Genomic DNA, 14,375 nt, shown 5'->3' on the forward strand with positions numbered 1-14,375 from the left:
ATTTTAGAATCAAGGAGATGCGTTTACACTATTCCTGTTCCAAATCTATTGTGTTAGAAATAATGATAAAAATTCTAAAACCTAAGCTTAGGAGCACGAAGAATTGAAACGAATAACTAGATTGAATACTCTAAATGCTGAAAAAATAAAAATTTTATAATGAGTGGAATATTTTAGTTATGATTATAATCAGGGATATTTTTTAAAAAAGTATACTGTTTATCAGTATAACTCATCTGACAATAATAATGATCTATACCATTAGTAATCATTAAATATTCTGCGTCTAAAGCAAGATTATATCTTGCTATTTGGTCAAACACATTTTGTGTAATCTTTACATTAGCAGATTTACACTCTACAATAAGAAAAATACTACCATCAGGATTAAATATAATAATGTCATAACGTTTATTCAGTCCATTAAATTTGATTAGTTTTTCTACATTAATTAAACTTTTAGGATACTTTTTTTCTTCAATCAAATAGCGTAGAGTATGTTGTCTTACCCATTCTTCTGGAGTAAGGATGATGAATTTTTTGCGAATTCGATCAAAAATAGAAACTTTATTTTCGCTATTTTTGAACCTGAATTGGTATTCTGGAAAGTTAAGCTTTTGCATACCACAAATTTGATGATTTTTTCTGAATGGATGAAGTAAAACAAATTGTAAACGATATAAAACAAGGAAATATCAAGCCTGTTTATTTTTTAATGGGGGAGGAACCTTATTATATTGATAAGATTTCTGAATTTATAGATAAAAATGTACTTGCCGAAGAAGAAAAAGGATTTAATCAAATGGTATTATATGGTCGTGATGTGACTATAGAAGATATTGTATCAAATGCAAAACGATATCCAATGATGGCAGAGCGGCAAGTTGTAATTGTTAAAGAAGCACAAGAACTATCTAGGACTATAGAAAAACTTGTTAATTATGTAGAGAATCCACAGCCTTCTACAGTATTGGTATTATGCTATAAATATAAAAAAATTGATAAAAGAAAGAAGCTTTATAAGGTAGTTGCTAAGAATGGGGTTATTTATGAAAGTAAAAAATTATATGAAAATCAAGTTGCAGACTGGATTAGAAGAGTATTAGGGGGAGCTAAGTATACTATTGAACCTAAGGCATCTCAAATGCTAGTAGAGTTTTTAGGCACGGATCTTAATAAGATAACGAATGAATTAGAAAAATTAAAATTAATAATTCCTTCTGGATCTCAGATTACTGCGGATCAAATCGAAAAGAATATAGGAATCAGTAAAGAGTTTAATAATTTCGAACTTCGTAAAGCTATCGGAACTAGAAATGTAGTTAAAGCACATCTTATTATTAACTATTTTGCACAGAATCCTAAAGATAATCCTCTAGTGGTGACGATTTCATTATTATATAGTTATTTTTCTCAGGTATTACAATATCATGGTTTATTAGATAAGTCACAGCGTAATGTAGCTGCTGTATTAAGAGTTAATCCGTATTTTGTAAAAGATTACTCCGATGCTGCGCATAATTATCCTATGAAAAAGGTAAGCGGGATTATTGCATTTCTAAGAGATGCTGATATAAAAAGTAAAGGAGTAGGGGCAGCAAATCTTCCTCAGGGAGATATTCTTAAAGAACTTTTGGTTAAAATAATGAGCTGATTTTTGATGGTGTTAAAAATCAGCTCTAGATTATATTTTTTATTTAGGATTGAGGATTAGTAGCAAAAACAGTTGCTTCAGTAATAAACCCTCGATCATCCATTTCTAAAAGACTACTAATGGTGTGTGCAATTTCTTCACCTCTTAGTTTTGTTTGTTGTTCCATTAATGAGTATTGTTTGGTGTCACTATTTTTACCGACTCTATTGTCTGCAAAACTGGTCATCACTTCACTAGGATTCACTTGCATTACTCTAATATTATGAGGTCGTAATTCATTTCTCCAGCTTTCTGTCATGCCTCTTAATGCAAACTTAGTAGCTACATATGGCGATGCGGTGGGGGAACCTTTTAAAGAAGATGTGGATCCAATATTAATAATGTTACCAGACTCTTGTGCTATAAAATGTTTGGCTGATTCTTTAGCACATAATGTAGCGCCAAGTATATTAGTTTTAAACTGATCAGTAAATTGATCTGCTTCAATATCTATTAATTTTGCAATATATCCATATCCAGCATTATTGACTAGCACATTTAGCCCTCCCATCTTGTTTTTAGCTTCTTGTACCATGTTTTTAACCTGATTCTCTATAGTTACATCAGCTTTTACATATTCTATATCCAATTCAGATGCTGTTTCTTGTAATGTTGCTTCATTTCTTCCTGAGATGATTACTTGTGCTCCTTTTTCTTTTAATAGTTTAGCAGTAGCTTTACCAATTCCAGAATTTCCTCCAGTGATTAATACTTTAGCGTTTTTAATATCCATATTTGATGCATTTTTTTTGTACGGATACCAAAGGTACGCTATGAATTCTAAATCTTTTGTTAAGTAGAATTGTATTTTTTTAAGGGATAGGAAGGTATAAAAAGTCTTTTACTTCAGTCATTACAAAAGAACTTTGTACTTTAGAGATGTTTTCTAAGGAAGCAAGTTTATTGGATAAAAAATCCTGATAGCGTTCCATATCTTCGGCATAGATCTTAACAAGGTAATCAAACATTCCTGCTACATGATAGCATTCTACTACTTCTGGAAATTGTTGTATGTCTTTTTCAAATTTTTTTAGATAATCTGTTTGATGAAGATTTAATGTAATATTACAGAATACCACTAATTGTAACCCTACTTTTTTGCGATCAATGATAGCCTTATAAGATTTTATATATCCTTCTCGATCTAGTTTTTTTACTCTTTCGAATACTGGGGTAGTGGTTAGATGTAATCGTTCTGCAATTTCTTTAATGGTAATTTTTCCATTTTTTTGTAACAGAAGTAATATTGAACGATCGATTTTATCCATATTGTTTTAATTCTAGAATAGTCTTAAATTCAAAATTAGAATAAAATTCTTTATAAATATTATTTGTTAATGTTTTTATGCTATTGCTATTCTTTTTTATAAATTTTTATTCTGTTATTTGTTTAAGGTATGTTTAGTCTTTGACTCTTTTGGCTATAAATGTTTTAAATAAAAAACTTTTATAGGCCCTTATATAGCATACATCAAGATCATCACTGTTAATCCAAACTTTTACAATATAACTTTTACCACTATCAGCATTATATATGGTTCCCCCAGATAAAACTCCGTCTTTATAAGTTAAATTATCCAAAATTGTCATCCCTAATAAAGGGCGTCCCTGAAGTTCTTTTAAAGGGTTTTTATTGTCTAAACCATTAAGATTAGATAACGGACGTTCTGCTCTTTTGTTAATTTTTCCATAAAAGGTATTTCCATCTTTGTAGATTTCAATAATAGATCCTCCTACAATTTCCCATTTTCCTATATATACATCAGAATCAATAGAGGATGAGGATATCGTAAGAAATGATAATATTAAGAATAAAGTAAATTTCATTAACGTAAACTTAACAATTATATCTATTAATACTTATAAAAAATATAAAATAAGTCGATTATATTAAAAGAAAAAGCCTCTTAAATCTATGTATTATGGATTAAGAGGCTTAATATTATTAAAGTAAGTTTTTTTATTTTAAACTCCCTACCATATCTTCAGGTTTTACCCATTCATCAAATTCTTGTTCGGTTACATATCCTAACGCTACAGCTTCATGTTTTAGTGTTGTACCATTTTGGTGGGCAGTATTAGCGATTTCGGCAGCTTTATAATATCCGATTTTGGTATTTAAAGCTGTAACTAGCATCAATGAATTATTCAATAATTCTGTAATTCTCTTTTGGTTAGGTTCAATTCCCTGAGCACAGTGCTCATCAAAAGAAACACATGCATCTCCAATCAATTGTGCACTTTGTAATAAATTTGCGGCCATTACTGGTTTAAAAACATTTAACTCAAAATGTCCTTGCATACCACCAATATTAATAGCTACATCATTACCTAGTACTTGAGCGCATACCATTGTTAAAGCTTCACATTGTGTTGGGTTTACTTTTCCTGGCATGATAGAACTTCCTGGCTCGTTTGCAGGAATAATTAATTCACCGATTCCACTTCTTGGTCCAGAGGCAAGCATACGGATATCGTTTCCAATTTTATTTAAAGAAACGGCTAATTGTTTTAGAGCTCCATGACTTTCTACAAAAGCATCATGTGCTGCTAGTGCTTCAAACTTATTTTCGGCAGTGATAAATGGTAAACTAGTAAATTGAGCAATAAATTCTGATACACGTTTAGCATATCCTTTTGGAGTATTTAATTCTGTTCCCACAGCAGTTCCTCCTAATGCTAGTTCTCCCATATGGGGTAATGTATTTTCTAATGCTTTAATACCGTGATCTAATTGAGAAACATATCCTGATAACTCTTGTCCTATTGTAAGAGGAGTAGCATCCATAAAATGGGTACGCCCAATTTTTACTACATTTTTAAATTCTTCGGATTTTTTCTTAAGGGTATCTCTTAATTGTGTGATCCCAGGAATAGTTACTTCTACGATTTTTTTATAGGCAGCAATATGCATTCCTGTCGGGAATGTATCATTAGATGATTGTGATTTATTAACATCATCATTAGGCTGTAATGTTTTTTCTCCTTCACCAATAGTTTTACCTGCTAATTGATGAGCTCTATTAGCAATAACTTCATTAACATTCATATTGCTTTGAGTACCAGAGCCAGTTTGCCAAATTACCAGAGGAAATTGATCATCATGTTTTCCTTCTAATATTTCATCACAAACTTGTGAAATAAAGTCTCTTTTCTCTATTGGTAAAACTCCTAATTCACAGTTTGTGTATGCTGCAGCTTTTTTTAGATATGCAAACCCATAAACGATTTCTAATGGCATAGATGCAACTGCACCAATCTTAAAATTGTTTCTAGAACGTTCTGTTTGCGCTCCCCAAAGCTTATCAGCAGGTACTTTTACCTCGCCCATTGTATCCTTCTCTATTCTATATTCCATTGTTAAGATAATTTGTTTTTAAAGATGGCAAATTTAAGCATTTGTAGAGCTATTTTTGAAAAAAGAGGTTACTTTTTAGAATATAAATTTCAATTATATGAGATTGAAAAATAAATTATATTTCTGCTATGACATATAAATAAGAGTTACTATCTTTGACAAAATTTGAAAATTAGAATATCGTTATGTTTGAATTCGATCAATACCTTGGTTTTTTAGCTTTTTTAACTATCCTTACTATAGGATTTTGGTTAATGATCTTTTTATTAACTTTTGTAATTCCTTACTGGATTATAGGAGCTAATGTCGAAAATTTTAAATTAAGAAGAGAGGCTAAACGTAATGCTAAATCATAAGCATAACGAATTAAAGTTTATATAGAAAAAGGAAGTCATTTGACTTCCTTTTTTGTTTTTATAATTGTTTATAAGATATCTTTAATTTTTTCTGGAGGTCTCCCTATAACAGCTTTATTATTTTTGATAACAATAGGTCTTTCAATAAGCTTTGGGTTTTCAGACATTACTTTGATTAACTCATTGTCATTTAGATTTTTATTCTTAAAATTTTCTTTCCATACTACTTCATTCTTTCTTATTAAATCTATTGGAGCAATTTTTAAGAGCTTAATTATTTCAGATAATTCTTGTTCAGATGGAGGAGTTTCTAAATATTTAATTATAGTAAGCTCTTCTGCTGTTTTGTTGAGTAAAGCAAGTCCTTCTCTAGATTTACTACATCTAGGGTTATGATAAATAGTTGTCATATTCTATTGTATAAAATTTTAATCTTCATTTTTTTGCCCCATCATCATAAGAAAAGCTTTTAAAAACTGATCGATATTACCATCCATTACAGCATCTACATTACCTGTTTCTTCAGTCGTTCTTACATCTTTTACTAACTTATATGGGTGCATCACATAATTACGAATTTGTGATCCCCATTCGATCTTCATTTTAGAGGCTTCTATCTCATCTCGTTGTGCGCGTTGTTTTTGAAGTTCAATCTCGAATAACTGAGATTTAAGCATTTGTAATGCTTTTATTCTGTTTTCTTGTTGTGATCTAGTATCCGAACAAGAGATTTGTATACCAGTAGGGAAGTGAGTAAGTTGTACTTTGGTTTCTACTTTATTTACATTTTGTCCACCAGCACCACTGGATCTAGAGGTAATAATCTCGTAATCGGCAGGATTGATATCTATTTCGATACTATCATCAGCAAGAGGGTATACATATATAGAAGCAAATGAGGTATGTCGTTTTGCATTGCTATCAAAAGGAGATATGCGCACTAGTCGATGTACTCCATTTTCACCTTTAAGCCATCCAAAAGCATATTCGCCTTCTATTTCTAATGTAACGGTTTTTATCCCTGCGACATCACCTCCCTGATAGTTAAGTTCTTTTACTTTAAAACCTTGTTTTTCTGCCCACATAAGATACATACGCATAAGCATGCTTGCCCAATCACAACTTTCGGTACCACCAGCACCCGCAGTAATTTGCAAAACAGCACTCATACTATCGCCTTCTTCACTAAGCATATTTCTAAACTCTAAACCTTCTATAAGTGATTTAGTATCATTATATCGTTCAGAAACTTCGGATTCTGTAGCATCTCCTTCTTTATAAAATTCATAAAGAACCTCGAGATCATCAACTAATGTTTCTCCTTTTTGGTAATCAGAAACCCATTTTTTTTCTGCGTTTAGCTCACGCATTAATTTTTCCGCTTCCTGAGCGTTATCCCAAAAATTTGGGGCGTAGGTTTTTTCTTCTTGATTAGCTATTTCTATAAGTTTGGCATCAATGTCAAAGATACCTCCTTAACGCAACCAGGCGCTCCCTAAGATCTTGTAAAGTCTCAGTATTAATCATAATCTAATAATTTTTTGACAAAAATAGGATTTAACACTTCAGTAAGAAGCAATTTTTAGATTATTTTATAGATTTATTGATTTTATAAATTTTTTATTCTAAAATAACTGTTTTTATGAAGCTCTATTTTGTTTATTTATTATGTATGCTTTCGAGTAGTATGTCGGCTCAGTTTTTAGAAAAACAAGAACAATTACTAGCTTTTGACGGTTATTTTAAATTTTATTATAATGAATCAAAAGATAAGATTTATCTAGAAGTTAATAAGCTTGAATCTGAATTTTTATATGTACATTCTTTGGCTACGGGATTGGGATCAAATGATATTGGACTGGATAGAGGTCAGATTGGAGATGGAGTAGTTGTAAAGTTTCAAAGGGCAGGAAATAAGCTATTACTAGTTCAACCTAATCAAAGGTATCGTGCTATAACAGATAATACACTAGAGCAAAAAAGTGTATCACAAGCTTTTGCAAAATCTGTTTTATTCGGGTTTACTATTAAACAAGAAACGGCAAATTCATTTATTATCGATCTTACTCCTTTTTTAATGCAAGATGCGCATGGCATAATTGATAGATTAAAATTTCAAAAACAAGGAGTATATAGTGTTGATACCTCTAGAAGTAGTTTAAGTATGGAGAGAACTAAGGCTTTTCCTAAAAATGTAGAGTTTGAAGCCTTGATTACCTATAAAGGATCTGCTACAGGAAATAATATACAGACAATTGCTCCTAATTCTAAATATCTTTCTGTTATCCAACATCATTCATTTATAGCGTTGCCAGATAATGGTTATAAGAAGCGAGAGTTTGATCCTAGAAGTGGAGCTTTATTTATGTCTTATATGGATTATGCAAGTCCTATACAAGAAGCTATAACTAAGCGTTATATAATTAGACACCGTTTAGAGAAAAAAAATCCAAACCAAACAATAAGCGAAGCAAAAGAACCTATAATTTATTATTTAGACCCAGGAACTCCAGAACCAGTACGATCTGCATTATTAGATGGAGCAAAGTGGTGGAATCAGGCATATGAGGCTATTGGTTTTAAAAATGCATTTCAGGTAAAAATGTTACCACCAGAAGCTGATCCTATGGATTTAAGATATAATGTAATACAATGGGTACATCGCTCTACCAGAGGTTGGAGTTATGGAGCGACTGTAATAGATCCCAGAACAGGAGAGATTCTTAAAGGACATGTGAGTTTAGGAAGTCTAAGAATACGTCAGGATTTTTTGATAGCACAAGCGTTATTAGATCAGCCTTTTAAAGAAAAAAACGATACGTATCAACCTATGTTAGAGATGGCATTGGCACGTATCCGTCAGTTATCAGCTCATGAAGTAGGGCATACTATTGGTTTTGCACATAATTTTGCTGCTAGTACGAAAGATAGAGCATCAGTAATGGATTATCCTCATCCAACAATTGCTCTTGCAAATGATAAAATAGATCTGTCAAATGCCTATGACACCAATATTGGGGAGTGGGATAAGGTAACAGTAGCTTATAGTTATTCAGAATTTGATAAGGGAGCTAATGAAAAAGAAGCACTTAATAAAATTTTGAAAATGGCCTATCAATCAGGTCTTCGTTTTATTTCGGATGGTGATGCAAGACCAAAAGGAGGTGCACACGAATTAGCACATTTATGGGATAATGGTAAGAGTGCGGCAGAAGAATTAGAGAATGTATTGAAGATCAGGGAAGTTGCTATACGTAACTTTTCTGCAAATAATATTAGAAATGATGAGCCATATTCAGTTTTGGAAGATGTTTTTGTCCCATTGTATTTTTTTCATCGATATCAAACAGAAGCTACAGTAAAACTCATTGGAGGATTAAATTATAATTATGCGGTTAAAGGAGATCAACAAACAATAATAGAGACAGTTGATCCCAAAAAACAAAAAAAAGCACTAACACAGGTTTTACAAACATTAGCTCCTGAAGTTTTGGCTATTCCTGAGAATAAATTAAAGCTATTTCCACCAAGAGCTTTTGGGTATAATAGGACTAGAGAGTCTTTTAAAGGAAAGACTGGTGTTGGTTTTGATGCATTAAGCGCAGCTACTACAGCAAGTGATATGAGTTTATCTTTATTATTACATCCAGAAAGAGCATCGCGATTAGTACAACAAAAGAGTTTAGATCATAATCAATTAGGATTGGTAGAAACAATAGATCAATTGCTTAAATTTTCTTTTGAGACTAAAATAAAAAATAGTTATCATAAAGAGATTCAATATATGGTACGGACTACTATTCTAAAATACTTAATGAATTTAAGTGTCCATAAAAAAGTGTATCCCCAAGTTAATGCTATTGCAAATGCTAAAATTAAAGATTTAGCTATTTTTCTTAAAAAATCAAAAGAAGAAGGTATAGATAATGTATATAACAAGCATTTTGTGGATAAAATCACTGCATTTTTAGAAAGCCCAGAAAAATTTAAACTCATAATTACTCCTAAAATCCCAGATGGTTCACCTATTGGTAGTTATAGCTGTGATTTTTAGAAAACAATGATGATTTTTGATCATATTTTTGATTTACATTGCTATATATTCTAGAATTTAGACTGCTGTTACTATAAGAAGTACTGATTTCCTTTTTATATTTACTCATTAAACGAGATTCTAATGCTCTGAGGCTAACCTCTAAATTTAAAGGAATGCTTTGCGAGCTTGCTCTTAGATAATTAGCTATAATCATATAAGAAATCAAGATGGATATACAACTTCAGTTAAGGAATAAATTACAAGAAATAAGTAAAATTTTAGATACAGAAGATGCAGAGAATAATGAAGTAGGGGTTTTGTCAGGTGTTTCAGGAATCGCTTTATTTCAATTTTATTATTCAAAATTTTTAGATGATGATATTCATGCAGATAAAGGGGTAGAAAGTATTACTAAGATTGTAGAGTATATCAATGATGGTTTTTCATATCCTACTTTTTGTGTAGGAATAGCTGGGGCATGTTGGGCACTAGAAATTCTTAAAGAAGAAGATTTTGTAGAGTTAGAAGATGATTTTTTATCATCAGATTTGGATCCATATTTATTAGAAGCTATGCGAGGGGCTGTACAAGAAGAAAATTATGATTTTCTACATGGAGCAATAGGGTATGGATATTATTTTTTAAAACGATATGAGAATACGACTTCAGAGAAACTAAAAAAGGAATATGCACTATATATAGAAGAGTTAATTCTAGCACTCAAAAAATCTTCTAAAAATGATGAGAGAGGTACTTGGTGGGAATCTGATTTAAGAAAAGAAAAAGAGATTAGAGGATGTAACCTAAGTTTATCTCACGGAATTTCTAGTATGATTAATTTCTTCTCTAGGGTAGTGAAGCATGATGATTTTCGTGATGTAGTTCAGGAATTGTTAGAACAAACTGTACGTTATGTATTAAGTTGTAAGTTTAAAGATAATTCAGTGACTTCTATGTTTCCTAGTTGGGTTGTTAATGATAAAGAAACAACAGAAGAAACATCTAGATTAGGTTGGTGTTATGGAGATTTAGGAATTGGAATATCCTTGTTACGAGCAGGAGAAGTGTTGGAAGATCCACAACTTTATGAAGAAGCAATAATAGTTTTAAAACATTCTACTAAGCGAAGAGATTTAGAAGAGGCAAGTATTATGGATGCAGGATTATGTCATGGAGCATACGGAATACTTCTTATCTATAATTTTTTATATAGAAAAACAAAAGAAACAGTGTTTAAAGAAGCTTCAGATTTTTGGGCTATGCAGGCACTTACTATGGCAACACATGAACAAGGATATGCTGGTTATATGGCATGGAGAGGAGCGAAAGTCGAAGAATGGAAAAAGGAAATAAGTTTATTAGAAGGAGTGGCAGGAGTTGGATTGTCTATCATCTCTTATTTAGCTCCTTTTGATACAAAGTGGGAGGAGTGTTTACTGATTCGTTAAGTTTTTTGTGAAAATAACACTCGAAATTCTCGAAAAACAATAGAAATTCCAGAATACTAACTACTTCTATTTGTATGAAACAAGTTGATTATACTATGTTTGTTGCTATCAAAGCGCTTGATATTTATCTAATTTAAAATCATATATCATGAAAAACAAAAAGAAGTTAAGCCTTACTAAAATGAATGTCACGCAATTAAGTACTATTAAAGGAGGAAATATCGACAATCCATTTCTAAATATAGGAAAACGCCCTTCAGAACAGCCCGTTGGAGGAGGAGGTGCCTGTTATTCTGATACACCTACTAGTTGTGTATATTGTGTTTAAACTAAAACATTAACAAGATTCTCAATCAATTGATGAATTGACTAATATTAAGGGTTTATAGTAAAACGTCTGAAAATTCATTTTCAGACGTTTTTTTTATAACATGATTTTTTTAAAATTTTATAAAACAATAACAGTCATTTAATTTAGGTGATTATGAACTGTATCTAAAGAAGATTTATCTACATCAAAGAAATTATGAACTTCATCCAAATAGTTGTGAAGCGTATCTAAAGAAGGTTTATCTACATCAAAGAAATTATGAACTGTATCCAAACAGTTGCGAAGCGTATCTAAAGAAAGTTTATCTGCATCAAAGAAATTATGAACTGCATCCAAACAGTTGCGAAGCGTATCTAAAGAAGATTCATTCGCATCAAAGAAATTACGAATTGCATCTAAACAGTTGCGAAGCGTATCCAAAGAAGATTCATTCGCATCTAAACAGTTACGAAATACATCCAAAGAACTTTGATTTGCATTCGGATAAAATAATATGTACTACAGTATATCGAAGACTATTTTATCACAATCAAAAACATCATTTTTGAGAAATACAACCTTAATTCTTATGATCAGCTAGTCAAAAAGATATTTTTAAGTTTAATAAAAGCATCATTTTTTTACAAAAAAAAAAGACAAAATATTTTCTTTTCATTTTTTCTTTAAAAACAAACTCGAAATTCTGGAAAAACAATAGAAATTCCAGAATACTGAGTGTAATCATTTGTTTTTCAATTACTTGTTGTTCTATGTTTGTTGATGTCAAAGCGCTTTGATAAAACAAATAAGTTTAATAATTAAAATTTACAAAATGAGAAATTTAAAAATTGAAGAAGTATTAGAAGTAAAAGGTGGAGATGGAGAAGTAGCCACAATAAAGGAGATTACAAAAATAGCAGAAGAAACATGCGGACAAGGAAATGTTAAGTCTGTTACAACTAAAGGTTACGAATGTAAGTAGAAATCAGAAGGTAATATTCTATAATAATTAAAATTTACAAAAATGAAAAATTTAGAAGTAAAAGAAGTACAAAATGTAAGAGGAGGAGATGGTGATATTGCAACAATAAGGGCAAATACAAAAACAGCGATAAAAGCTTGTGGAGGTAAAGAAAATGTAAAATCAGTCTCTACAACTGGGTATTCATGTAAATCAGAGTAATACAATTTTATCTAAGAATTGATTATAAGTTTAATAATTAAAATTTACAAAAATGAGAAATTTAAAAATTGAAGAAATAGATTCTATATCAGGAGGTCCAATAGTATTGGTTATTCCTCCTTTAGTTAAAGCAGTTGCTGCGGTAGGAGCACTAGTTGGTGCAGCTATAACAGGAGGTTATGCTGTAGGAAAAGTAGCAGGTGAAGCAGCACAAAGAATACATGAAGGAAATCATGATTGTAAAAAATAATTGTATTCAAAAATTTAAAATATAAAAAATATGAGAGTTTTAAAAAACAATGAAGTAGAGGAAGTAAATGGAGGTGTAATACCTATTATTATAGCTACAGTTCTTGTTGATATTGCTTTAATAGCAGTTACAGCAGGTGCTATTGCAGGAGCACAAGACCAAGCGGCTAAATCGAAGCACATCCATAGTAAAAAAGGATGTAATCAGAAGTAGTTGGTTATGAATATGAGCAAACTATCTATTTACAAATAGATAGTTTGTTTGTTCATTTTTTAATTTAAAAACTAGACATTATGAAAAACAATAAAAAAAAACTGAGTCTTAAAAAAAGCACAATTTCTAATCTTCAATTAAGACAAGTTACCGGAGGAGTAAAGGATTCTTGTATTCCGACTTGTAATATAGAAAAAAGTGATCGAAGTATTTGCTTTCCAGTAGTAAATGGAGGTCCTAATAAAACGTTTAAAACAAGATAAAAAAATAAACCATATGAGTTCCTCACTATTTAGAAAAGAAGCGATACAAAGTAATACACAACGGTTATTAGGAGATGTTCTGTTAATACGACCAATGTCTTTTTGGATATTTATAATAGCCATAACAATGATCGTACTCATAGTGGGGGCTTTTTTAGCTTTTGGTACATTTGCTCGTAAGGAAATGGTAACAGGCTATTTAATACCTGATAAAGGAGTAGTACGTGTATATGCTCCTTTTAATGGAATTATTGAGCAAAAACATAACACAGATGGTCAAAAAGTAAGTAAAGGACAAAACTTGTTAGAAATTACTACAGAACGAGGAACTAAAGATAGTATTAGTGTTAATCAGCAATTAATCAATCGATTAGAAGATCAAATCATAAGCCTACAACAACGAATAAAAGATGAAACATTGGTGCTAGATAGTGAAGGTAGTCGCTTATCTGCAATTCTAACGAATTATACCAGTGAGTATTATCAAATCAATCAACAATTACAAAATCAAAAAGAACAAACACAACTTGCTAAAAAGCAATGGAATATCTATAAAGGACTTAAATTAAGAGGGCTAGTTTCTGATGATGACCTTAGTAACAAAAGAAACATTTATTTTAGTACTAAGGCATCTTTTAATGCCACAAAAAGGATGCAAATTAGTAAGAAAACAGAAATTACAAACACACAGAAACAAGTAGAACAATCTCCATTTCGAAAAAACAACCGTTTAAAAGAATTACAAAATCAATATACACAACTAGAAGAACGTCTTATAGAATTAAAAAATAGTAGATCCTATACTATCAAAGCTCCAGTTAATGGACGTATCACATCTAGCCAAGTTACGATTGGGCAACAGGTATCTTCAATAGTGCCAGTGCTTACCATTATCCCAGAAAATACAACCCTATATGCAGAATTATTTTTACCATCTAGGGCTATTGGTTTCATAAAAAAAAAACAAGAAGTATTGATTCGTTATGATGCTTTCCCTTATCAGCGATATGGTTTATATCAGGGTAAAGTTATACAAATAGCAGAGACTGTAATTATGCCTAATGAGATAGCGATACCAATGCCTATAAAAGAACCTGTATATCGTGTCAAAGTAGCTTTGGGAGAACAATCGATCAATGCTTATGGTAAAAAAATCCCATTACAGTCAGGGATGTCTATAGCAGCAGATATCATTTTAGAAGAACGAAGTTTAGGAGAATGGTTGTTAGAACCAATTTATAGTTTAAAAGGAAAATTATAAGAAT

General features: G+C 31.1%; 19 protein-coding genes. 11 read left to right on the plus strand and 8 right to left on the minus strand.

Going from position 1 to position 14,375, the window contains the following annotated elements; genetic code table 11:
• Positions 1-173: 173 nt before the first annotated feature.
• The gene (locus tag N456_RS06825) at positions 174-623 is read right to left on the minus strand and encodes a type I restriction enzyme HsdR N-terminal domain-containing protein (RefSeq protein WP_062055255.1); all 450 of its coding nucleotides are present in this window, start codon (positions 621-623) and stop codon (positions 174-176) included.
• A 26-nt stretch (positions 624-649) separates the two neighbouring features.
• Here N456_RS06825 and holA point away from each other — a divergent pair, with 26 nt between their 5' ends.
• The gene (gene holA / locus N456_RS06830) at positions 650-1,654 is read left to right on the plus strand and encodes a DNA polymerase III subunit delta (protein WP_062055257.1); all 1,005 of its coding nucleotides are present in this window, start codon (positions 650-652) and stop codon (positions 1,652-1,654) included.
• A 43-nt stretch (positions 1,655-1,697) separates the two neighbouring features.
• Here the strand turns inward: holA and N456_RS06835 are convergent, their stop codons facing one another.
• The 4 genes from N456_RS06835 to fumC all read right to left on the minus strand — a co-directional run bounded on the left by N456_RS06835 (position 1,698) and on the right by fumC (position 5,051).
• Positions 1,698-2,426 carry an SDR family oxidoreductase gene (locus tag N456_RS06835; RefSeq protein ID WP_062055260.1) on the minus strand — a complete coding sequence of 243 codons (729 nt, stop codon included), beginning with the start codon at positions 2,424-2,426 and terminating at the stop codon, positions 1,698-1,700.
• Positions 2,427-2,505: 79 nt separating this feature from the next.
• A complete protein-coding gene (locus N456_RS06840) occupies positions 2,506-2,961 on the minus strand; it encodes an Lrp/AsnC family transcriptional regulator (protein WP_062055262.1) in 456 nt (151 codons plus the stop codon).
• A gap of 133 nt (positions 2,962-3,094) precedes the next feature.
• A complete protein-coding gene (locus N456_RS06845) occupies positions 3,095-3,520 on the minus strand; it encodes a DUF2147 domain-containing protein (RefSeq protein WP_062055264.1) in 426 nt (141 codons plus the stop codon).
• Positions 3,521-3,653: 133 nt separating this feature from the next.
• Entirely contained in the window at positions 3,654-5,051 is a 1,398-nt protein-coding gene (fumC, locus tag N456_RS06850; protein WP_062055266.1) for a class II fumarate hydratase, read from the minus strand.
• A gap of 185 nt (positions 5,052-5,236) precedes the next feature.
• Here fumC and N456_RS24765 point away from each other — a divergent pair, with 185 nt between their 5' ends.
• Positions 5,237-5,407 (plus strand): hypothetical protein, encoded by a 171-nt coding sequence (locus N456_RS24765; protein ID WP_062055268.1) that lies wholly within the window; start codon positions 5,237-5,239, stop codon positions 5,405-5,407.
• A 68-nt stretch (positions 5,408-5,475) separates the two neighbouring features.
• Here the strand turns inward: N456_RS24765 and arsC are convergent, their stop codons facing one another.
• Together arsC and prfB are read right to left on the minus strand one after the other, a co-directional pair.
• Positions 5,476-5,817 (minus strand): arsenate reductase (glutaredoxin), encoded by a 342-nt coding sequence (gene arsC / locus N456_RS06860; RefSeq protein ID WP_062055270.1) that lies wholly within the window; start codon positions 5,815-5,817, stop codon positions 5,476-5,478.
• An 18-nt stretch (positions 5,818-5,835) separates the two neighbouring features.
• Positions 5,836-6,934, minus strand: a protein-coding gene (gene prfB, locus N456_RS06865) for a peptide chain release factor 2 (RefSeq protein ID WP_148639221.1) whose coding sequence is annotated in 2 segments (ribosomal slippage) — positions 5,836-6,870 and positions 6,872-6,934 — 1,098 coding nt in all. Because the reading frame shifts where the segments join, the coding sequence is not laid out codon by codon here.
• Between the two features lie 115 nt (positions 6,935-7,049).
• On the opposite strand from prfB, the gene N456_RS06870 reads away from it, so the two are divergent.
• From N456_RS06870 to N456_RS06880, 3 genes are all read left to right on the plus strand, one after another.
• The gene (locus N456_RS06870; protein ID WP_062055274.1) at positions 7,050-9,461 is read left to right on the plus strand and encodes a zinc-dependent metalloprotease; all 2,412 of its coding nucleotides are present in this window, start codon (positions 7,050-7,052) and stop codon (positions 9,459-9,461) included.
• 209 nt (positions 9,462-9,670) lie between these two features.
• On the plus strand, positions 9,671-10,891 hold the full coding sequence (locus tag N456_RS06875; protein WP_062055276.1) for a lanthionine synthetase C family protein: 1,221 nt from the start codon (positions 9,671-9,673) through the stop codon (positions 10,889-10,891).
• A gap of 148 nt (positions 10,892-11,039) precedes the next feature.
• Positions 11,040-11,219 (plus strand): hypothetical protein, encoded by a 180-nt coding sequence (locus N456_RS06880; protein WP_062055278.1) that lies wholly within the window; start codon positions 11,040-11,042, stop codon positions 11,217-11,219.
• Between the two features lie 141 nt (positions 11,220-11,360).
• On the opposite strand, the gene N456_RS06885 is transcribed toward N456_RS06880, so the two are convergent.
• A complete protein-coding gene (locus N456_RS06885) occupies positions 11,361-11,684 on the minus strand; it encodes a hypothetical protein (protein ID WP_062055280.1) in 324 nt (107 codons plus the stop codon).
• Positions 11,685-12,033: 349 nt separating this feature from the next.
• On the opposite strand from N456_RS06885, the gene N456_RS24290 reads away from it, so the two are divergent.
• From N456_RS24290 to N456_RS06910, 6 genes are all read left to right on the plus strand, one after another.
• Positions 12,034-12,183: a hypothetical protein gene (locus N456_RS24290; RefSeq protein WP_158447840.1), complete on the plus strand. Its 150-nt coding sequence runs from the start codon at positions 12,034-12,036 to the stop codon at positions 12,181-12,183.
• Between the two features lie 42 nt (positions 12,184-12,225).
• On the plus strand, positions 12,226-12,384 hold the full coding sequence (locus N456_RS24295; protein ID WP_158447841.1) for a hypothetical protein: 159 nt from the start codon (positions 12,226-12,228) through the stop codon (positions 12,382-12,384).
• A 52-nt stretch (positions 12,385-12,436) separates the two neighbouring features.
• A complete protein-coding gene (locus N456_RS06895) occupies positions 12,437-12,634 on the plus strand; it encodes a class IIb bacteriocin, lactobin A/cerein 7B family (protein WP_062055284.1) in 198 nt (65 codons plus the stop codon).
• A gap of 30 nt (positions 12,635-12,664) precedes the next feature.
• A complete protein-coding gene (locus tag N456_RS06900) occupies positions 12,665-12,847 on the plus strand; it encodes a class IIb bacteriocin, lactobin A/cerein 7B family (RefSeq protein WP_062055286.1) in 183 nt (60 codons plus the stop codon).
• Between the two features lie 80 nt (positions 12,848-12,927).
• A complete protein-coding gene (locus tag N456_RS06905) occupies positions 12,928-13,110 on the plus strand; it encodes a class I lanthipeptide (protein ID WP_062055288.1) in 183 nt (60 codons plus the stop codon).
• 13 nt (positions 13,111-13,123) lie between these two features.
• Positions 13,124-14,371, plus strand: coding sequence for an HlyD family secretion protein (locus N456_RS06910; RefSeq protein ID WP_158447842.1), 1,248 nt, complete (start codon positions 13,124-13,126; stop codon positions 14,369-14,371).
• Positions 14,372-14,375: the final 4 nt, after the last annotated feature.

This window comes from Aquimarina longa SW024, assembly GCF_001401755.1.
Taxonomy (GTDB): Bacteria; Bacteroidota; Bacteroidia; order Flavobacteriales; family Flavobacteriaceae; genus Aquimarina; species Aquimarina longa.